The sequence below is a fragment of the Bacillus sp. REN10 genome (assembly GCF_016820555.1).
Classification (GTDB): Bacteria; Bacillota; Bacilli; order Bacillales; family Domibacillaceae; genus Bacillus_CE.
Genome location: NZ_JADHDW010000009.1, coordinates 13,998 through 32,731, shown reverse-complemented (window position 1 = coordinate 32,731; position 18,734 = coordinate 13,998). Strand labels below are relative to the sequence as shown.

General features: G+C 38.3%; 19 protein-coding genes and 1 pseudogene. 12 read left to right on the top strand and 8 right to left on the bottom strand.

Annotation, left to right across the window (positions count from 1 at the left end):
* The gene (locus tag IRB43_RS12750; protein WP_203363868.1) at positions 1-504 is read right to left on the bottom strand and encodes a hypothetical protein; all 504 of its coding nucleotides are present in this window, start codon (positions 502-504) and stop codon (positions 1-3) included.
* 81 nt (positions 505-585) lie between these two features.
* Between IRB43_RS12750 and rlmD the strand changes: the two genes are divergently transcribed.
* Positions 586-1,965, top strand: a complete 1,380-nt coding sequence (rlmD, locus tag IRB43_RS12745; RefSeq protein WP_203363867.1) for a 23S rRNA (uracil(1939)-C(5))-methyltransferase RlmD — start codon at positions 586-588, stop codon at positions 1,963-1,965.
* Between the two features lie 100 nt (positions 1,966-2,065).
* On the opposite strand, the gene IRB43_RS12740 is transcribed toward rlmD, so the two are convergent.
* A complete protein-coding gene (locus tag IRB43_RS12740) occupies positions 2,066-2,203 on the bottom strand; it encodes a hypothetical protein (RefSeq protein ID WP_203363866.1) in 138 nt (45 codons plus the stop codon).
* Positions 2,204-2,434: 231 nt separating this feature from the next.
* Between IRB43_RS12740 and IRB43_RS12735 the strand changes: the two genes are divergently transcribed.
* Both IRB43_RS12735 and IRB43_RS12730 read left to right on the top strand, forming a co-directional pair.
* Positions 2,435-3,022 carry a TetR/AcrR family transcriptional regulator gene (locus IRB43_RS12735; protein ID WP_203363865.1) on the top strand — a complete coding sequence of 196 codons (588 nt, stop codon included), beginning with the start codon at positions 2,435-2,437 and terminating at the stop codon, positions 3,020-3,022.
* A 326-nt stretch (positions 3,023-3,348) separates the two neighbouring features.
* Positions 3,349-3,582, top strand: coding sequence for a hypothetical protein (locus IRB43_RS12730; RefSeq protein WP_203363864.1), 234 nt, complete (start codon positions 3,349-3,351; stop codon positions 3,580-3,582).
* Positions 3,583-3,655: 73 nt separating this feature from the next.
* On the opposite strand, the gene IRB43_RS12725 is transcribed toward IRB43_RS12730, so the two are convergent.
* Positions 3,656-4,879, bottom strand: coding sequence for a DUF418 domain-containing protein (locus IRB43_RS12725; protein WP_203363863.1), 1,224 nt, complete (start codon positions 4,877-4,879; stop codon positions 3,656-3,658).
* A 143-nt stretch (positions 4,880-5,022) separates the two neighbouring features.
* Between IRB43_RS12725 and IRB43_RS12720 the strand changes: the two genes are divergently transcribed.
* The 3 genes from IRB43_RS12720 to IRB43_RS12710 are packed head-to-tail and all read left to right on the top strand — an operon-like array spanning position 5,023 to position 7,445.
* Entirely contained in the window at positions 5,023-5,703 is a 681-nt protein-coding gene (locus tag IRB43_RS12720) for a response regulator transcription factor (protein ID WP_203363862.1), read from the top strand.
* Entirely contained in the window at positions 5,691-7,157 is a 1,467-nt protein-coding gene (locus tag IRB43_RS12715; RefSeq protein ID WP_203363861.1) for a HAMP domain-containing sensor histidine kinase, read from the top strand. The genes IRB43_RS12720 and IRB43_RS12715 overlap by 13 nt, the downstream gene beginning before the upstream one ends.
* A 45-nt stretch (positions 7,158-7,202) precedes the next feature.
* Entirely contained in the window at positions 7,203-7,445 is a 243-nt protein-coding gene (locus IRB43_RS12710; RefSeq protein ID WP_203363860.1) for a hypothetical protein, read from the top strand.
* 81 nt (positions 7,446-7,526) lie between these two features.
* Here the strand turns inward: IRB43_RS12710 and IRB43_RS12705 are convergent, their stop codons facing one another.
* The 3 genes and pseudogenes from IRB43_RS12705 to IRB43_RS12695 form a co-directional block, all read right to left on the bottom strand.
* The gene (locus IRB43_RS12705) at positions 7,527-7,784 is read right to left on the bottom strand and encodes a hypothetical protein (protein WP_238942002.1); all 258 of its coding nucleotides are present in this window, start codon (positions 7,782-7,784) and stop codon (positions 7,527-7,529) included.
* 129 nt (positions 7,785-7,913) lie between these two features.
* Positions 7,914-8,536: pseudogene (locus IRB43_RS12700) on the bottom strand (DUF3885 domain-containing protein).
* Entirely contained in the window at positions 8,520-8,879 is a 360-nt protein-coding gene (locus IRB43_RS12695) for an SDR family NAD(P)-dependent oxidoreductase (RefSeq protein WP_343070876.1), read from the bottom strand. The pseudogene IRB43_RS12700 and the gene IRB43_RS12695 overlap by 17 nt, the downstream one beginning before the upstream one ends.
* A gap of 240 nt (positions 8,880-9,119) precedes the next feature.
* Between IRB43_RS12695 and IRB43_RS12690 the strand changes: the two genes are divergently transcribed.
* From IRB43_RS12690 to IRB43_RS12670, 5 genes are all read left to right on the top strand, one after another.
* Complete coding sequence (locus IRB43_RS12690) at positions 9,120-10,439, top strand: hypothetical protein (protein WP_203363858.1); 1,320 nt, start codon at positions 9,120-9,122, stop codon at positions 10,437-10,439.
* Positions 10,440-10,633: 194 nt separating this feature from the next.
* Positions 10,634-12,028 carry a YfcC family protein gene (locus tag IRB43_RS12685; protein ID WP_203363857.1) on the top strand — a complete coding sequence of 465 codons (1,395 nt, stop codon included), beginning with the start codon at positions 10,634-10,636 and terminating at the stop codon, positions 12,026-12,028.
* 18 nt (positions 12,029-12,046) lie between these two features.
* Complete coding sequence (locus IRB43_RS12680; protein WP_203363856.1) at positions 12,047-13,204, top strand: M20 metallopeptidase family protein; 1,158 nt, start codon at positions 12,047-12,049, stop codon at positions 13,202-13,204.
* A gap of 17 nt (positions 13,205-13,221) precedes the next feature.
* Positions 13,222-14,328, top strand: a complete 1,107-nt coding sequence (locus tag IRB43_RS12675; protein WP_203363855.1) for a mandelate racemase/muconate lactonizing enzyme family protein — start codon at positions 13,222-13,224, stop codon at positions 14,326-14,328.
* 630 nt (positions 14,329-14,958) lie between these two features.
* Positions 14,959-16,230 (top strand): uracil/xanthine transporter, encoded by a 1,272-nt coding sequence (locus IRB43_RS12670; protein WP_203363854.1) that lies wholly within the window; start codon positions 14,959-14,961, stop codon positions 16,228-16,230.
* A 31-nt stretch (positions 16,231-16,261) separates the two neighbouring features.
* Here the strand turns inward: IRB43_RS12670 and IRB43_RS12665 are convergent, their stop codons facing one another.
* Entirely contained in the window at positions 16,262-17,167 is a 906-nt protein-coding gene (locus IRB43_RS12665; protein WP_203363853.1) for a TIGR01777 family oxidoreductase, read from the bottom strand.
* Positions 17,168-17,259: 92 nt separating this feature from the next.
* Between IRB43_RS12665 and recX the strand changes: the two genes are divergently transcribed.
* Positions 17,260-18,054, top strand: coding sequence for a recombination regulator RecX (gene recX, locus IRB43_RS12660; RefSeq protein WP_203363852.1), 795 nt, complete (start codon positions 17,260-17,262; stop codon positions 18,052-18,054).
* On the opposite strand, the gene IRB43_RS12655 is transcribed toward recX, so the two are convergent.
* The gene (locus tag IRB43_RS12655; protein ID WP_481748148.1) at positions 18,051-18,731 is read right to left on the bottom strand and encodes an SDR family NAD(P)-dependent oxidoreductase; all 681 of its coding nucleotides are present in this window, start codon (positions 18,729-18,731) and stop codon (positions 18,051-18,053) included. The genes recX and IRB43_RS12655 overlap by 4 nt on opposite strands.
* Positions 18,732-18,734: the final 3 nt, after the last annotated feature.

Sequence of the window (18,734 nt, the reverse complement as noted above, 5' to 3'; positions counted from 1 at the left end):
TCAGTCTTTTTCTAGCGACTTTACTAATTTTTCGGATCTGTCCATAAACCTTTCCCAATTGTTATCAAGCGTCATTCTCATACCAAACCCTGCTTTTCGGAGCTTCTTTTGCAAATCTTCCAAGCGCTCTTTATCACTTAGAGATAAGGTACTGAATGCATATAATTCGTCATTAGGAAGTTCGCGCAGTACAACTTTCATGCGATGCAGCACTCTCAGATCATCTTCCTCAAGCCAATCCGTATATATTCCACTGTTAATCGCTACGTTCATCCCATCTAAAACATCTCCAAGCTGGACCGTCACTAAGTTAGGCTCAGACCAATTGTTCTCTTTTTGATGCTCAATTAATCCGTCCAGCTCTACAAGTTGATCTTGCACCTCTGAATAAAACAATTCCTCATGTACTAAATTCGCATTCAACTGCTGCATGATCACAATAATAAGTAAAATGCCATTAACAAGTAATGAACTGCCCAGTATAATTTTTTGTTTTTTACTCAAATCCATCCCCCTCCTTATATGGTACTCTTTTTTGTTATACTAAAAAGAAAAAGCAAACTCGTGAAATGAGGATTAATGATTATGAAGCAACAAAATCAAATGAAAATCAAATTAAAACAAACGTTTCCGTTAACGATTAAACGGATCGGCATTAATGGGGAAGGAGTCGGCTATTTTAAGCGGCAAGTCGTCTTTGTCCCGGGAGCTTTACCAGGGGAAGAAGTAGTTGTCGAAGCAACAAAAGTTCATCCGAAGTTTGCGGAGGGGCGAATCAAGAAAATTCGTCAAGCGTCTCCTCATCGGACCACTCCTCCATGCCCAGTTTATGAGCAATGCGGAGGGTGCCAGCTGCAGCATTTATCCTATGATCAGCAACTGAAAGAGAAACGGGACATTTTAATCCAATCGCTCGAACGGCATACGAAGCTCGATATTGAATCGCTCAATATTCGCGAAACGATCGGCATGGACAACCCACGGAATTACCGAAACAAAAGTCAATTCCAAGTCGGAAAAAAGGACGGAAAAGTCGTTGCGGGATTATATAGCTTAAACTCCCATAAATTAATTGATATTCCTGACTGCCATGTCCAACAGCCGGCCATCAATCATGTATTAACGACTGTCAAAAATATTTTACAAGATGCGAACGTTCCGATTTATGATGAAAAGAAAAAACAAGGTGCTGTGAAAACGATTGTCGCAAGGGTAGGAATTGCCACAAGTCAAGTTCAAGTCGTACTGATCACCGCCACACATGAATTGCCAAAAAAAGCATTGATCGTGGAGGAAATCCAAAAGCGTCTGCCGGAAGTCACATCGATTATGCATAATATTAACCCTAAGAAAACCTCATTAATCTTTGGCGACGAAACGGTCACATTAGCTGGTAAAGAGACGATTGAAGAACAGCTAGAAGACTACACATACGAACTATCGGCAAGAGCCTTTTTTCAATTAAATCCTGTGCAAACAACGAAGCTTTACAATGAAGTGAAACAAGCAGCGGCCTTAACGGGGACAGAGAAAATCGTTGATGCTTATTGTGGCTCCGGCACGATCGGACTTTGGGTCGGCAAAGAAGCAGCAGAAATTCGCGGCATGGACGTTATTACTGAATCGATTAACGATGCTAGAAAAAATGCGAAAACGTACAATATGAACGCCGTATACGAAGTGGGCACAGCGGAAGAATGGTTGCCGAAGTGGCTCAAGCAAGGTTGGAAGCCCGACGTTGTCATCGTCGATCCACCACGCACAGGTTGTGATCAGAAATTTTTAGACACATTGAAAAAAATCAAACCGAAACGTTTTATTTACGTCTCCTGTAATCCATCTACATTGGTGAAGGATATTAACCAATTGAGCGGGTTATACAATGTCGAGTACATTCAACCCGTGGACATGTTTCCAATGACCAGTCACGTAGAAGCAGTGGCGAAATTGGTTTTAAAGGTATAACAACATATTAAATGACTGTTCATTTACAAATAAGGTGTAAAAAGAAGTAGGATAAAAAAGGGAGGGACAAAATTAAATTCTTTGTTCCTCCTTACTTTATTTATGAACCTCCCCCGCTTATCGCCTCGCATTTCACTTCAGGGTTGTATAAAAATTTGAATTGAGGTTTTAGAGCCAGTTCACGAATCTGTTCTTCATCCTCAAATCCAATTGCCATACCCATTTTTACTTGTTTCAATTTGTGGTGTCCACTCACCTTGTCATTTGCGGATCTGCCCACACTATTGATGAACTTAATAAAATGAAAGTGATCAACATTAGCACTAATATATAAATTTTTTGCTTTGGCTAGTTCTTATCATCCGTCTAAAATTTTCCTTCAATATCCTAGACAAAAAATACCGAAAGTTGTATATTTATATTGTGAATTAAATCATAAAAATATTCACATTATAAAAAGGAGGTTAATATGGCAAAAGGACCAAAAGGTTTTTCTGATGCAGAAAAACAACAATTAAGAAATAAGCTCTGCATAGAATGCGAGCGTAGCTGGGCGTTACATGGGTATAAAAAAACCAGTGTTGGGGAATTGGTAACGAAAATAGGAATATCAACAGGTGCATTTTATTTATTGTATTCATCCAAAGAAGATCTATTTTGCGAAACATTGGAACGAGTACAGGACAGATTGAAAAATGGATGGAAAGAGATTGTTGCCAATAATCCTGGTAAGAACGGTTTTGCGGAAGCTATAAAATGGCTTTTTAGGGAATACGACAATTCGCCTTTTCTTTATGATTTTGGCAACCCAGACTTTCTAGCTTTTCTAAATAAGCTACCAAAAGATAAAGTGGAAGAATTGAAGTTCGATAGTTTATCATTTTTTGATGAAGCGATTCATTGTGCTAATCTTACTTTGAAAATTGACAAAGAAAAAGCATACGCCGTTATGAACACGCTACTCTACACTGTTAGTATAAAAGACAGTTTAACGTATAATCATTTGGAAATATTTGATTTTATATTAGATGGTACTATGGATAGATTATTTGAATAAAAGAAGATCAGATCAACGGATAGGTTTGAATAATAGCGAAAAAGCAATTGATTTATATATATAAAAGAGGATGAGGCTTTGTGGATTTTATAGAAGTTAATTTTCAACCCCCATCATTTGTAGCGATACCAAGTTCTGAAATAATGATAACTATTTCAATCGTAACAATGGTTATTGGATTATTCCTAGTTATTTTAGGACTGATACTGCAAAAAAGGAAGAAGAAAACAAACAGAGCGGCATGGATATGTATGGGGATAGGAGTACTACTTATTATTAATCATGGCATACAACTATTATTTAGAGTTTTTTAGGAGGAAAAAAATATGATTGAAAAACTTAATGCAAGATGCAAAAAGGTCAATGATTTCTTTGGAGTATCTGTGAAGCTGCCAAATCCAAGAAAAAATACTTTGCTCACAAGTTCGGTTGTTAATGGCATAGTTGGTATAGGATTGATTTCATATAGTGTTTTATCTTTCCAAAAATGGACAGCTGTTTTAGGAGGAGTAAGTATCATAAGTAGCATTGTATTAAAAAAGGAAGCTAAGAAAAAATAAAAGATTAATGGCTGTAAATGTTTTTTCAACAAACAACCAGTGGGGAGGGAGCCCCCACTGGTTGTTTACTTTATCATTTAATTCCTAAATAAGTAACCGATCTCCAAACATACTCAAGCGGCCCATAGCGGAATTTAGACAGCCACCATTTACTGAAGAATATTTGGAATGCATAGATGGCAATGGCAATCATCATGGCTGTTGTTAAGTGAAGCTTTCCGTATACTCCGAGTGCAATAGGACCAAACAAGAATGTGCAGATGATGGACTGACTAATGTAGTTTGTGAATGCCATCCTTCCAGGAAATGTGAGCCAGTGCAATATGCTCTTCCCTTTTACTGTGTGATAAAGGAAGAGAAGGCTAATGGCATAAACGATTGTAATAAGCGGTGAACTCATATACTGAATGGTTTGTACCGCGTATTCGTTCTCTACTATTATAAATGGTAAAGCCCAATTTAAGGTTCCGCCAATGATTAGAGTGATTAGCCAAGTGATGAAAAATCCTTTTCTATGATGTTGGAAATGATGGATCCACTTTTTCTTCGCGACTGCTGCTCCAAACATGAAGATAAGCAAGAAAGGGAGATTCGTAAATAAATAAGGAAGCGGTATGCCTAAGTAAAGAGCGTATAATCCGTTTCTCATCGTATAATACGTTCTTTCTGCTATATTTGCCTCCATTAATTGTTGAATGCTTCCGTTTTGATGAGCTTCGATCGTTGATTGGATAAGCTTTTGATCTTCTTCTGATATTGTTGTTGTCATGGCCGCAGGATCGGCTGATAGAGAACCTAATCCTATAAGAATAAATAATAAGCTGTATAAAGTAATAGAAGTAATTAACAGCGTCTTTGGTTTTAACTTATGCATGAGCAGAAGTAAAAATCCTAGGATTGCATAGTCTGTTAAAATATCACCGAACCAAATGACATACGCATGAATACAGCCAAAAATAAATAATGCGATCAGCCGTCTGGAGTAAACGCCCCAAAAGTTTAATTGCTTCTCAGCTGTTCTTTCCTGCATAATGACCATTCCAAAACCAAATAGCATAGAAAAGAGCATAATAAACTTCCCATCAACAAACATAGCAAGAACAGACCGTACTGTGTAATCAGATTGATTCCAGAAAGATGTCCATTCATTTTTAAATGAGGGATCTTGCTGCAGGTAAGCAGGATAAAGATACCAAGCAATATTTGCTATAATAATTCCGAGGAGAGCGAATCCTCTAAGCATATCGATCGTTTCTAGGCGATCTTTTACTGAAATAGGTGAGAGCTTTTGTTTCATTGTTATCCATCCTTTGAAAAAACATTTAATAATGAAACTGTAAACCATAAATATCAAGAATGGATAAAGTACGGTACTTTATCCATTCTTGATATTTATAAAGTAGATTTAATGAGAGAAGTAAATGAATGGGATGATTGATCATGAAAGAGAAAATCTTAATTATTGACGATGAAGTAGAAATACTTACTTTTTTGTACGATGCATTAGAAGATGAAGGTTATCAAGTTTTGAAAGCTGCGAATGGTGAGGAAGCATTAAGACAATTAAAGCATGGACCGGATTTGTTAATTCTTGATGTGATGATGCCAGGGATGAGCGGTTTTGAGTTATGTGAACAAATAAGAAAAAATGTAGATGTGCCAATTTTATTTCTAAGTGCTAAGCAAACAGAAAATGATCGTGTTCAAGGGTTGCTTGTTGGTGGTGATGATTATTTAATGAAGCCATTTAGCTTAAGAGAATTAAAAATGCGAGTATTTGCCCATTTGCGTCGCGAAGAAAGAAAAAGCAAGAGTCAGCAGAAATGTTTATTTTTTGGGAAGATACACATTGACCTTCAGAGTTGCCAATTGTTCTATGATTCTCAAGAAGTTCCTTTAACTATGAGAGAGTTTGAAATTATCCAATACTTGGCTATCAATTGTGGACAAGCTCTCACGCGTGAGCAAATTTATGAGAAAGTATGGGGATTAGAAGCAACAGGTGATTCGATTACTATAAATGAGCACATCAAAAATATTCGTGCGAAGCTGCAAAAAGCTGGTGAACAACATTCTATAATTTCAACCGTTTGGGGAAGAGGATATCGATGGGAAAAGTGAATCGAAATAATCAGACATTACGGAGAAGATTTATCGCTTCATTTCACCTTGTATTATTTAAGAGTATTGTAGGTACCATTCTAACTTGGTTATTATTAGTTTTATATATACATATGTTGTTTTCGACGAATAAGCTAAACCCTGCCAACTATTATGAACAACAGCTGCCTGCTGTTGAAAAATATATTGATGATGTTGGGGCTTCTATACTTTCTTCTAATAGTCAAGGCCGATTAGAATCAGTCATTCCTATAGAGGGGATTGATTATCAAGTGATGGACTTAGACGGTCAGATCGTCTATGGCACTTACTGGACTAAATTGGTGGGCAATGGGGAAGAATTAAAGCAAAACATTGCAGCAGGCGTCACAACACAAGGTGGCGGTTTTATCAAATACTATCCCATTAAGAATGATCAAGGATTACTTCAAGGAGCTGTTGTTTTTAAGTATGGTCTTAGCTTGCTCACTTCGAATCCTCATAATAAATGGATGATTCTGTTTTTGGGTATGGTTCTTCTTTTTGTTGTAGCACCATTTATGTTTTTTTATCTTTTTTCTTATTTCTCTGGGAAGAGGCTAAGTTGGGAGTTTGAACGACCATTTAATGAAATGATTGAAAGTACGAAAAAAATCAAAGAACAGGATTTGGATTTCACTTTACCAGTGATTAATTATTATGTTGAATTGGAACAACTAACGCAAGCTTTTGAAGAAATGAGGTCAGCATTGAAAGATTCACTGAACCGTCAACTTCAGCTAGAGCAAGAACGAAAAGAGATGATGGCAGCTATTTCTCATGATTTGCGAAATCCTTTGACGATTATTCAAGGTCATGCGGAAGGGCTATTAGAAAGTAGAAAAAGACGACAAGAACGATTAGAGCCGTATTTACAAACGATTATTAGAAATACAAATTATGCGAGCCATTTAATAGCGGAGTTAAATGAAATGGCGCTTATTGAGAAGCCGACGTTCACTCTTAATCCGAAAAAAACATCGATTAATCAATTTGTGCAAATGAAAGGTGAGGAATATCAAAGGCTGTGTGTGAAGAAATGTATCGACTTTCAATATCGAATGATTAACGAAGATGAAATATATATGAGAATGATTGATCAAGAGAGAATTTCTCAAGTGCTTGATAATATTGTGACGAATAGTATTCGCTACACACCTGCTAATGGAAAAATTGAATGGATCATTACCATGAATCCAGATCAAAGTATTTCGTTTGACATTTTCGATAATGGTCCTGGTTTTTCTAGTGAACAGAAACAACGTGTGTTCTATAAATATTATCAGGAGGAAAGTAAGAAGTCAGGAGAAAATGGACTCTCAGGTTTAGGACTATATATTGCAAAAGAAATTGTAAAGAAGCACAGAGGAGAGATTAACGTCAATAATCGAGAAATTGGTGGGGCGCATGTGAAAGTGAGGATTTGTGAGTTATAACTAGGGTAATTGTGGTAAAATAATAGGAAAAGAAGGAGGGGTAGCTTGAAAAAATATTTACTGTTTACAAGTATGTTTATTTTAGTTTATGGCACACTTCAAATGGTTTCGGGTCTAGTATTAACTAAGCTCTACACAACAGACCTTGTATGGAAAAATGTTTCATCTCTACCCTCTGAAGTTGAACTTGGTTCTGCAAGTTCGATTTCACCATTGATGATTTCTTTATTAACATTAGGCATTACTTTCGGTGTGATGAAGCTTTTTAAGCAAAAAATCGTAGAATAAAGTGCGCTTTTTATAGAAAGAGAGCGGCTGTCCCAGAAAGTAAATTTTCACTGACTTTCTGGATAGCCGCTTTTTATTGAATCAAAATTTACCGTAAAAGTAATCATAAAGTTGATGCTTCATGCGCTCAAGTTGAATCTTTTGTGAATGGGGAAATCCATCTTTATTCGTTTTCTGAGAGCACATCGAGCAAGAACAATGCACTTTCCCTTTGGCAAATTGTCCTGAATAGGGAGTATACCATTCGAGATGTTTAGCAATCTTCATTTTACGTTGAATGATTCTTTTGCGATGATGCCGATAATAGGCACGATTTCGCTTTTTTTGATATGGTTTCACTTGCCACCACACTCCTTGGGATAAGGCTCAGCCTGCAACAGTCCCCCAAAGATCATTTTAGACCATTACAGGCTGAGTATGATGGCAAGAATTATTGTAGAAAGGTACAAAATAAAAGTCACCTAGTTTCTATTTAAATAGTTTATCAATCTGTTCACGGTCATAATCTAATATCCAAGCATTTCGTTCTTCGTAAAGCGGACGCAAATTTTCTGTATTAGATGCGACTACATCACAACCACGATCATCATACAGGTGATAAATTAACTTCTTAGTGATATTGACAAAGTAAATGTTATAGCTGGCCTGGTCGTAATTTTTTAAGATGCGTGTCGGGTGTGAGAAGTCCTCGTAACTGATAGCTGATAAAAGCTGGTGGTATCGAATATCGCTCTTTTTACAGGATAAAATAATCGATGTATCACGATATCCTCCTCATCCTCCTCTGCAAAGACTTTATGTTGTAATTTCATCGCTACTTTGTTGTCTTTAACATATTTCTGGTACACTTTTGTTGGTTTCTTCTGCAAAAAATTATCATTCTTTTCACAATGAATATCTGTGATGAACCATATGTCATCAGTATCGTGAAAGACATAATTGAAAAGATCGACACTTCTTTCTTTTATTCGCTGGAGGTTTTCTTTGGCTTCGTGCTCTGTCCAAGGTATGGAGATTTCAAAACGAATACTATACGGCCAATTGTAAAACAGTGCCGGTCTAAGCCGTAAACCGTTAAAGTGTTCGGTCATAAATGAATCTAATTTGTTTGACATCTAAGGTTCTCCTATTAAATTGAAAATCACGTGTTTCATCACTTATATCAAGGAAGTTCGCTAAGCGTACCACACCAGTGTTATTTACCAATGCATCAATTTTGCCAAACTTGTCCACGGTTGTAGAAACGGCTTGTTTGACACTGTCGTTGTTTGTCACATTCATTTGAACGGCATGTACGTCAAGTCCCTCTTGTTTCATTTGTTCAGCTGTTGCAAATACTTGATCAGAAATATCAGCTAGGATCGTCGTAGCCCCATGTTTAGCAAGAACTTTTACGACCCCTTGTCCATTGCCCATAGCTGCCCATGTAACAATTGCTACCTTTCTTTATTATGAACATCCTCCTTTGATAATTTCGCTAATATTATACAATAGTAGAAAAAACAGACCAAAGAAAACGAGTAGGAGTACCTATTTTTTAGAGGTGAAAATTTTCTGTAGCCGTTTTTATGATACGTGTTTAGCCTGTATGACGTGGGAAATATTGAGAATGGCATGGTATAATGAGAGTTAAAAAAATAGAACGTTCCTTATCGTGTTAAGGGGGAAATCCATATGTCTATCAAGGTTGCTTTATTCGGTCCGGCGGAAATGGTAAAACTAGTGAAAGAGTTAGAGAGTAATGTAGAAGGGATCGAGATTATCCCTTATGTATATCAAACTCCCCGTGAAACGGAGCAGTTAATACAGCAGGCGTTTGAATGTGATATTTATTTATTTTCAGGAATCATTCCTTATTATTATTCAAAGAAGTTTTTTCATATGTTTGACAGGCCCGCTATTTATATTCCTGATAATGAATTAAGCGTTTCGTTAACACTGTTATCTATTTTCTATCGTCATCAAGTTGGTTTCAACCGCCTTTCTATTGATTTACCTGATCGGAAGTATGTCGATCGTGTCATGAAGCAATTAGAAATGCAGCCGGAGGCCTTATATGTTCAAGATTATCCTTGGATGGAAGAGGAACATCATCAAGATTTCCAGGTCGATTACATTTTGTCCATGCATCGGAAGCTGTGGAATCAAGGGAAAGTAGATTTGATTATTACAAGTATTCATGCGGTTTTTGATCAATTAAAACAAGAGAATATTCCATGTGTTCGAATGCTTGAACCGGAACGGAATATTATTGATTCGTTAAAAGAAGCTAAAATGCTTGGGGAATTACAGCAAAGCCAGCAAGCACAAGTGGCTCTCGGTTACGTGAAAATAGAGCCATTGAATGACAAGGACCATAAAGTAAATTCTCATATTTATCAAGGGTTGATGAGGCTTGCTAAGAGTATTCATTGTACGTTGCAGCAATCAGCAAGTGATTTCTTTGTACTGTACGGGACCAAAGGGAGTATGGAATTTTTAGTTAAAAACAGTGATTTGCTCGATCCTTTTTATTTGAATATTGAACAGCAAGCGAAGGTAGCAAAGATTGGCTTAGGATTTGGACTAACTATTGTTGAAGCAGAACGAAATGCTCATATTGCTTTATCTTATTCCGAAAAAGTAGTAGGAGAGAATGCCATTCATATTGTGACGGAAGAACAGACAGTGATCAACCCGAGAAAAGAATCGCTTCTGGTATCCGTATTAAAAAGTGAAAATGAAGAGGTTGTTCAATTGGCTAAATCATTAAAAATCAGTGTAACGAATGTTATGAAAATGGTTCAATTTCTTGCTTCGCGTCCGATGAACCGTTTTACAGCCAGCGATGTGGCCGATTATCTTGAGGTGAGTAAGCGGTCAGCAGAGCGCTTGTTAAAGAAGTTTGCCGATGGCGGTTATTTGTATGTAATCGGGGAAGAGCAGCCATTTCAAAATGGACGCCCACGCTCGATTTATCGTTTAGATTTGCCTTTTCAACAATATAATCAATGATTTAAGTGGATTATTTTGCATTTCTATTATATGATGAATGCAATAAAATCCACTTTTTTGTATAAGAATAAATAGACTTAATATTAAAAAAATATTGTTGACTGCGATAAACCCATTTGTGTATAATCTAACCAATTAACGACTATATAACGACATTTAATTTTCGGTTACATGATTATAAGGAGGAGAGTCAAATGAGTGTTGAGAATCAAAAGAAGACAAAAAGTATAAATGTATATGTCTTGATTTTTTGTTTAATTGTTTTATCCGCAGTTTTAACATATTTTATTCCTGCGGGACAGTTTGAACGGATTGAGGTAGATGGGCGCAGTGTCGTTAAACCTGATACTTTTCAATTTATTGATGGAAATCCGCTCGGGTTTTTAGATATATTCAGCAGTGTTCACGGTGGGATGGTGCAAGGGGCCAATACGATTTTCTTCGTTTTGATCGTGGGAGGATCGTTTGGCATTTTAGCTGCGACAGGTGCGTTAGATGCGTTTATAGCGATGATTTCACGAAAGATGGGAAACCGAGAAAAGTTAATCATTCCTGTATTGATGTTGTTCTTTGCGGCAGGTGGTTCACTTATGGGAATGTCCGATGAAACGATCGTCTATGTCGGTGTCCTTGTTCCGTTAGCGATTGCCTTAGGATTTGATGCAATTACTGGTTTTGCAATTGTTATTATCGGGGCGTCCGTTGGCTTTACATCTGCTGTGATGAATCCATTTACAGTTGGAATTGCCCAAGGGATAGCAGAATTACCGACATTCTCAGGATTAGGTTTTCGTTTAATTTTATTTATCGTCTTATATGTAGCAGCCGTTATGTATGTGTATCGTTATGCAGGAAAAGTAAAAAAAGATCCGTCCTTAGGCTTTTACGGAAAATATCAGCATGTGAATAAAGAAGAATTATTAAGCGCTCATGGAAAGATGGAAACTCGTCATAAATGGGTCATGATTACCTTTTTATTTAACTTTATTATTCTTATTTATGGGGTTCTCCAATTCGGCTGGTATATCCCTGAAATTGCTGGTTTGTTCTTATTATTCGGAGTGATCATGGGCTTTATCGGAAAGTTATCGCCTTCAAAAATTGCTGATCACTTTATTAAAGGAGCCGGAGATTTAATTGGTGGGGCACTGATTATCGGTTTGGCGCAGGCAATTTTAGTTATTTTTAATACAACGGGAATTATGGATACGATTCTTTATTATTCAGCGAATGCGCTTGATGCGTTTCCTTCTGTATTATCAGCCGTTGGGATGTTTTTCTTTCAATTGGCGTTAAACTTCCTTGTTCCATCGGGAAGTGGACAAGCCGCTTTAACGATGCCAATATTAGCACCATTGTCAGATATGATCGGTGTCACAAGACAAACAGCTGTTCTTGCTTATCAATTTGGAGATGGTATTTCAAATATTATTTTCCCAACAAGTGGCTATTTCATGGCTGCTCTGGCGGTTGCTGGTATTCCGTGGGGGAAATGGGTGAGATGGTTCTTGCCATTCTTCTTCATTCAAATTGCAATTGCCATCATTGCTCTTGTTATTGCCCAGTTGATTCAATACGGACCATTTTAAGAAAGAGGAGGTTGTTTCATGCGGACGACAGTTATTGATGAGCATTTAATTAAACAAGCAATTGAAGATCGGCGCCATTTTCATCAATATCCTGAACTATCGGGAGAAGAATATGAAACAAGTGCATTCATTCGCAAGCGACTTGAATCCTTAAATATCGAACGATTAAATTATCAGCCACCTAGTGTGGTAGGTTTCATCAAAGGAACAAAAGGTGATAAAACGATTGCTTTAAGAGCGGATATTGATGCATTGGCGATCACGGAAGAAGGAGATCGATCATATATTTCAAAACGCCCTGGAGTAGCTCATATGTGCGGCCATGATGGACATACAGCGATATTGCTTGCAGTAGCGGAATGGTTATCGAATCATAGAAAAGAAATTGAACCAAACGTTGTACTTATTTTTCAATCAGCTGAAGAAATTACGCCTAGTGGGGCAGATGCACTCGTGAATCAAGGAGTGTTAGATCATATTGATGCGATCTTTGGGTTGCATTTATGGCAAGGGCTTGAAAAAGGAAAAATTGGGCTTACTCATGGACCGATGATGGCCTCGATTGACGATTTTGAAATGGTGATCGAAGGCTCTGGTGGTCATGGATCGATGCCGCATGAGACAGTCGATCCAATTTATGTAGCTACTCATGTCATTCAAGCTTTGCAAAGTATCGTGAGTCGTAAATTAAATCCCATTGATGCCGGTGTAATAACGGTTGGAAAAATTGAAGCGGGATCGACCTATAACATCATTCCGAGCACAGCGAAACTGATTGGAACGATTCGAGCATTAACTCCGAGAGCGGTACAAACTATTCAGGAGCAAACAGTCCAACTTGCAGAAGGAATTTGTCAAGCATTTGGTGCAAAGGCCCATATTGACTTTATCTATGGTACACCACCGCTTGTGAATCATCCGAAAGAGTCGCAGCTTGTTGAATCTGTCATTCGTCAATCGTTCGGTGATGATGTATTTCAACTAATTGAACCAGTGATGGGAGGAGAGGACTTCTCCTATTATTTGCAGCAAAAGCCGGGTGTATTTATTTTTGTCGGGATGGGGGGAGAAAAAAGCGCTTATCCGCATCATCATCCTCGATTCGATATTGATGAAGATGTTATTCCAGAGGCTATTAGGTTATTTATTGAGATCGTCAAGAACTATAATCTGTAAAGGAGTCTGTTGGTCACATGAAAATAAAAAAAGTAGATGTGTTTGCTGCTCGTTTACCGTTGAAAGAGCCATTTATTATTTCTTATCTTCGGTTAGATGATATGCCAACCATTTTTACACGAGTAGAAACAGAAAGTGGTCTAGTTGGCTGGGGAGAGGCAGTACCTGATCCAATTGTGACGGGAGAAACGTGGGAAAGTACCTATCAAATCATTCAAAATGAATTAGCTCCATTATTAATTGGTGAAAATCCATTTTCGATTGATCGCATTCATAAAAAGTTTAATGGAGCCGTTTCTGAAGTGCCGTCAGCTAAGGCTGCTTTAGATATTGCTTTATACGATTTAATGGGAAAAATCACGGGACAGCCTGTTTATCAGTTAATTGGCGGTCAAGCGCACGAAGAGTTGCAAGTGCCTAAAGTGATTAGTATCAAAGCACCAGAAGTAATGGCGACAGATGCTCGCAACTATGTAATCGCAGGTTGTCGCAATATCAAAATTAAAGTAGGAACGAATGCTGCGGATGACATTAAAAGGATTCAAGCAGTGAGAGAGGCGATTGGTGCGGATATTCAGCTAAGAGTCGATGCGAATCAAGGATGGAGTCGGATTGATGCCTTGAAAGTGATTCGTGAAACAGCTGCCTGTAACGTAGATTGGTATGAACAGCCTGTCAAAGCGTATGATTTAAAATCTATGAAAGAAATTAGATCCGTCTCTCACGCCAGCATTATGATCGATGAAGGGGTACATAATATTCATGATTTAGTAGATGTGATTGAGATGAGGGCAGCAGATATGTTGAATATTAAGCTGATGAAATCGGGTGGCATTTATCCTGCCTTAGCGTTAGCGAATTTAGCAGAAGCGGCGGATATGCCCTGCCAAATTGGATCGATGGTAGAGTCCGCAATCGGAACAATGGCCGGCGCTCATCTCGCTATGGCTAAGACTATTATCGAAACAAATGAAATGGTCGGTCCGCAAATGTTTTCAAGAGATGTGGCAGCAGTAACTTTTAACGGAGATGTTCTTCAGCTTAGTGACCAGTCAGGTCTCGGTATTGACGTAGATGAGGATTTTGTGAAGGAGATTACATCTTTTTCTTGTGAGATTCAATAAATTTGTACAAGGGGTGTCCAAAAAGCCAGTGAAAATGGACTTTTTAGACACCCCTTCCTTCATTCATCGAGGAACAGCATATCGCGATGGACAACTACTTTTTAGGTGGAACGAACATTAAAGCTCAAGTTCTTTTATTTAACGTCGCTTTTTTCGATTTTCTTTTGTACTTCAGCGTCGCCACATGCTGCTAAAGACAAAAGTAAAGTTCCTCCAATAAGACTTTTTAATAGCTTGTCTTTCATTTTGCTTTCCTCCCAAAAAATAATTGATGCATCATAAATAAGTTCGACTCATCGGTATCTTTTTCAACAAGTCATCATCTTAACTGATACTTTCATTAGTACTTCTGAATTGAGTATACTGTTAGACCTATTTGAATTTTTAGAAGGGCTAGGAGAATAAGGGATGTAATTTATTCCATTTGTGTATTTTCGTCTAAAATAAAAAATCTGTTCTAAATGATGATACTAATAAAATGAAATAGACGAGATAATCTATATTATGATCTCTTATTTATTCATGGAGAATAGTATGATACAGGAATCCGTGCTAACGTAAATGAAACATCTATGCTAAAATAGTTTCAGCTTTTCATATGGTTGTTTGAGGAAAGAGGTTGGTTGGTAAATGAATGAGCACATGAAAACTGGAATTGCGTCTTTGCAATGGTTCTTTTTTATTTTTGCGAATACGATTGTTGTTCCGGTGTCAATTGGAACAGCATTTGATTTATCATCAGCGGATATTGCGATGACGTTAAAGAGTTCGCTCATTGTGACTGGTATTGCCTGTGTGTTGCAAGGTCTTTGGGGCCATCGCTATCCATTAATGGAAGGGCATTCAGGGTTGATGTGGGGATTGTTTTTGAATATTAGTGCGTCAGCTGCTGCTCTTAATATGGATCTACAAACGATTGGTGGAGCGATGGCAACGGGGATACTCGCTTCGGGTTTGGTTATGGTTGTAATCGGAGGGCTAGGGCTAGTTCCTTGGCTTAAGAAAATTTTCACCCCGATGGTGATGAGTGTGTATTTATTTTTGTTAGCCATTCAGCTAGTGATCATTTTCTTTGGCGGGATGTTGAAGCTCACTCCTAGTGGTGGTTTGGATGTTCCGGTTAGTTTATTTTCTGTCGCGATTGCTGTACTCGTTGGAGTGTTAAAGGTGAAAGGAAAAGGAGCGTTAAGCAACTTTTCGATTTTGATCGGGATTGTGGCAGGGTGGATCTTGTATCGTTTGCTCTTTCAAGTAGATGCGATTCCTTCGAGTGGATCGGCATCGTTTTCGCTTTTTCCTTTAGGAAAGCCTAACTTAGAGTGGGGGATTATCATTACGACATTTGTCGCGTGCTTGTTGAATATGAGCAATACGATTACGGCTGTTCAGGCAGCAAGCTCGTTTTATAAAGAAGAGCCGACGAATAAACAATTTAATCGTTCTTTTTCTTTAACGGGTATTTATACTGCTTTGACGGCTCCTTTAGGGCTTGTTCCGTATGCGCCTTTTGCTTCTTCACTCGGATTTCTTGAAAGTACGCGCATTTTTGACCGGCGTCCGTTTATTATTGGTGGTTTGCTTTTCAGCGTACTTGGGTTGATTCCAGCCGCTGGCGATTTCTTTGCGACGCTGCCGATTACGGTAGGGAATGCCGTTTTATTTATTGCTTATTTGCAATTGTTTGGAACCGCTTTACAATCTTTACAAGGGACGAAATTTAATTCGAACACTATTTTTCGCATTGCTGTTCCTGTGTTAGTAGGGATTAGTTTAATGACGCTTGATCCCGTCATTTTTAGCACGCTTCCGATATTTCTTCAGCCGTTAATTTCCAATGGTCTAATGGTGGGCGTTGTGTTATCGATTATATTAGAGTTATTTGTGCGCTGGGAAAAGGTATAAATGAAAAGGGCTGACGTCGACGTCAGCTCTTTTATGTGTAAATATCTTGAAGAGCGGAGTGAATATCAGGAAACTGAAATGTGAATTGATGGGAAAGAAGCTTTTCAGGGAGAACGCGTTGCCCATCTAATACGAGCGTGCTCATTTCACCGAGAATCACTTTTAAAGCGATGCTTGGAACGAATAGCCAATGCGGACGATGGAGTGTTTTGGCGAGTGCTTTTCCTAATCTCTCCATTGTTTCTGGCGATGGCGCTGTCACATTGACAGGGCCATGAATCTCTTTATTTTCGATCGCGAATACAATGGCTCTAGCGACATCAGTCAGGTGAATCCATGACATCCATTGCTTGCCTGAACCGACTGTTCCTCCTACAAATAGTTGGTAAGGTAAGGCCATGCGTGGAAGAGCGCCATCTTCTTTCCCGAGGATGACACCAAAGCGAGTGAGAACGGTGCGTATGCCTAAAGTTTCTGCTTGCTGAGCCACTTCTTCCCAGAGCTTTACGGTATGAGCGAGAAAACCGTTGCCAGCTGCTGATGATGCTTCGGTAAACGTTTCTATGTTTGAAATAGGGTAGTAGCCAATTGCGCTGGCATTAATCAATACTTCTGGTTTGTTGGGGAGTTCTCCCATAATGCGGAGAACTTCTTTCGTTGAAGAAATGCGGCTTTCTAAAATCCGCTGTTTTCTTTCTTCTGTCCAGCGGCCGCTATTTAACGATTCACCAGCTAAGTTGATGAATATTTCTACGTTTTGAAGTTCTTGTTCAGGAGCAGCATCAGCGGTCATCCATTTTACATACTTTTTCTGGTCAGTATTTGTTTTTCCGTTCGTATTGCGTGTTAAAACATACACCTCATACCCATTTTTTAGCAATTCGATCGTTAGTGCTTTGCCGACAAATCCAGTGCCTCCAGCAATCGCTACTTTCATGTTGTTCGCCCCCCTTATTTTCTTTCTATTTTACCTGCTTGCTGCATTATAAAACATTTTTAGTGTGTTAAAGTGTAAGAAGAGGTGATTATATGGCTGTTATTACAAAAATATCCCAACAAGAGAAGCGGAAGGACCGCTACAATATATTTTTAAATGAAGAGTATGCCTTTAGTGTTGATGAAGCGTTATTGATTCGCTTTCATTTGAAAAAGGGCATGGACATAAGCAAGGAAGACATCGAAGTGATTACGCGTCAAGATGGTGTGCAAAAAGGATTGAACATAGCGATTCACTTTCTGTCGATTCGAATGAGATCGGAGAAAGAGGTTCGTGATTATTTACAGAAAAAAGAGATTGAACCTGAAGCAATCGAAGAGATTATCCGTTCGCTTCATCGGCTTAATTACTTAGATGATGCTCAGTTTGCTAAAGCGTATATGAACACGCAAATCAATACAACAGATAAAGGTCCAATTGTGATCCAGCGCGAGCTAAAAGAGAAAGGGATACAAGAAAAATGGATAGAAGAGGTGCTTTTATCGTTTGATTTCAGTAGCCAACTTGAAAAAGCGACGGCCCTTGCTAATAAATACCGAAAAAAATATAAAAAAGAATCATTCATTGTGCAGAAGCAGAAAATAGAACAAGCTTTAATGAGAAAAGGTTACGGCTGGGACGTTATTCAAGAGGCTGTGGTTGCTGAACAAGCGAGTGAGGATGAAGAGCAGCAGGAAGCGTTAATGTATCAAGCAGAAAAAGCTCACCGCAAGTACAGTAAATATACAGGCGGTGAGTATAGACAAAAGATGAAGCAATCGCTTTATCGAAAGGGCTTTTCCATTAGTGAGATTGAAAAGGCTATGGAGCAGTTACAACAAGATTAATTGGATTCAATAATGATTTCCGTTTTTTCTTCTGCTTCAACGGCAATTTTTTGCGCGACTTCCGCTGCTTTTTTTAGACGTGATGCATCTGTAATATGAGTGGAGTGTTCCCAAAACGGTGTGTTCATCCCACCCATATAAGCGGCCACAAATTGAAGGCTGCTGTCTGCAAATTCTTGCTGCATACTTTCAGTAAATCCACGTAAAGCAAACTTACTAGCACTGTAAATCGCTTCGTTTTTCTTTCCTCGCAGGCCGGCTGTCGAAATAATATTGATGACTCGTCCATTTTCACTCATTAAAGGCAAAAAGGCTTTTGTCATCATGATTGGAGCATACACGTTTGTTTCAAACGTCGTTTCGAGATCATCTGGGTCAATTTCTTCGAAAGGTCCGAATATCCCAATACCGGCATTATTAATAAGGAATTCGACTTTTTTCGCGTGAGCTTCAAAATGTTGCGCTAAGCGTTCAATTTCTGCAGGATTCCGCAAGTTTAGCTGATAAACGGAAGCGAGTCCTCCCATTGATTCTATCTCTTGTTTGACTTCCGCTAATTTTTCTGCATAGCGGCCAATAATGTGAACATGGTACCCTTTTTGACTATAAATAAGTGCTAGTTCTTTACCAAGCCCAGAGCCACCACCAGTAATTATACAGTTTTTCAATGGCTTCATCCT

Excerpts from the sequence above, each read along its gene's own strand:
- rlmD (WP_203363867.1), top strand. The coding sequence starts at position 586 with ATGAAGCAACAAAATCAAATGAAAATCAAATTAAAACAAACGTTTCCG.
- IRB43_RS12735 (WP_203363865.1), top strand. The coding sequence starts at position 2,435 with ATGGCAAAAGGACCAAAAGGTTTTTCTGATGCAGAAAAACAACAATTA.
- IRB43_RS12730 (WP_203363864.1), top strand. The coding sequence starts at position 3,349 with ATGATTGAAAAACTTAATGCAAGATGCAAAAAGGTCAATGATTTCTTT.
- IRB43_RS12725 (WP_203363863.1), bottom strand. The coding sequence starts at position 4,879 with ATGAAACAAAAGCTCTCACCTATTTCAGTAAAAGATCGCCTAGAAACG.
- IRB43_RS12720 (WP_203363862.1), top strand. The coding sequence starts at position 5,023 with ATGAAAGAGAAAATCTTAATTATTGACGATGAAGTAGAAATACTTACT.
- IRB43_RS12715 (WP_203363861.1), top strand. The coding sequence starts at position 5,691 with ATGGGAAAAGTGAATCGAAATAATCAGACATTACGGAGAAGATTTATC.
- IRB43_RS12690 (WP_203363858.1), top strand. The coding sequence starts at position 9,120 with ATGTCTATCAAGGTTGCTTTATTCGGTCCGGCGGAAATGGTAAAACTA.
- IRB43_RS12685 (WP_203363857.1), top strand. The coding sequence starts at position 10,634 with ATGAGTGTTGAGAATCAAAAGAAGACAAAAAGTATAAATGTATATGTC.
- IRB43_RS12680 (WP_203363856.1), top strand. The coding sequence starts at position 12,047 with ATGCGGACGACAGTTATTGATGAGCATTTAATTAAACAAGCAATTGAA.
- IRB43_RS12675 (WP_203363855.1), top strand. The coding sequence starts at position 13,222 with ATGAAAATAAAAAAAGTAGATGTGTTTGCTGCTCGTTTACCGTTGAAA.
- IRB43_RS12670 (WP_203363854.1), top strand. The coding sequence starts at position 14,959 with ATGAATGAGCACATGAAAACTGGAATTGCGTCTTTGCAATGGTTCTTT.
- IRB43_RS12665 (WP_203363853.1), bottom strand. The coding sequence starts at position 17,167 with ATGAAAGTAGCGATTGCTGGAGGCACTGGATTTGTCGGCAAAGCACTA.
- recX (WP_203363852.1), top strand. The coding sequence starts at position 17,260 with ATGGCTGTTATTACAAAAATATCCCAACAAGAGAAGCGGAAGGACCGC.
- IRB43_RS12655 (WP_481748148.1), bottom strand. The coding sequence starts at position 18,731 with ATGAAGCCATTGAAAAACTGTATAATTACTGGTGGTGGCTCTGGGCTT.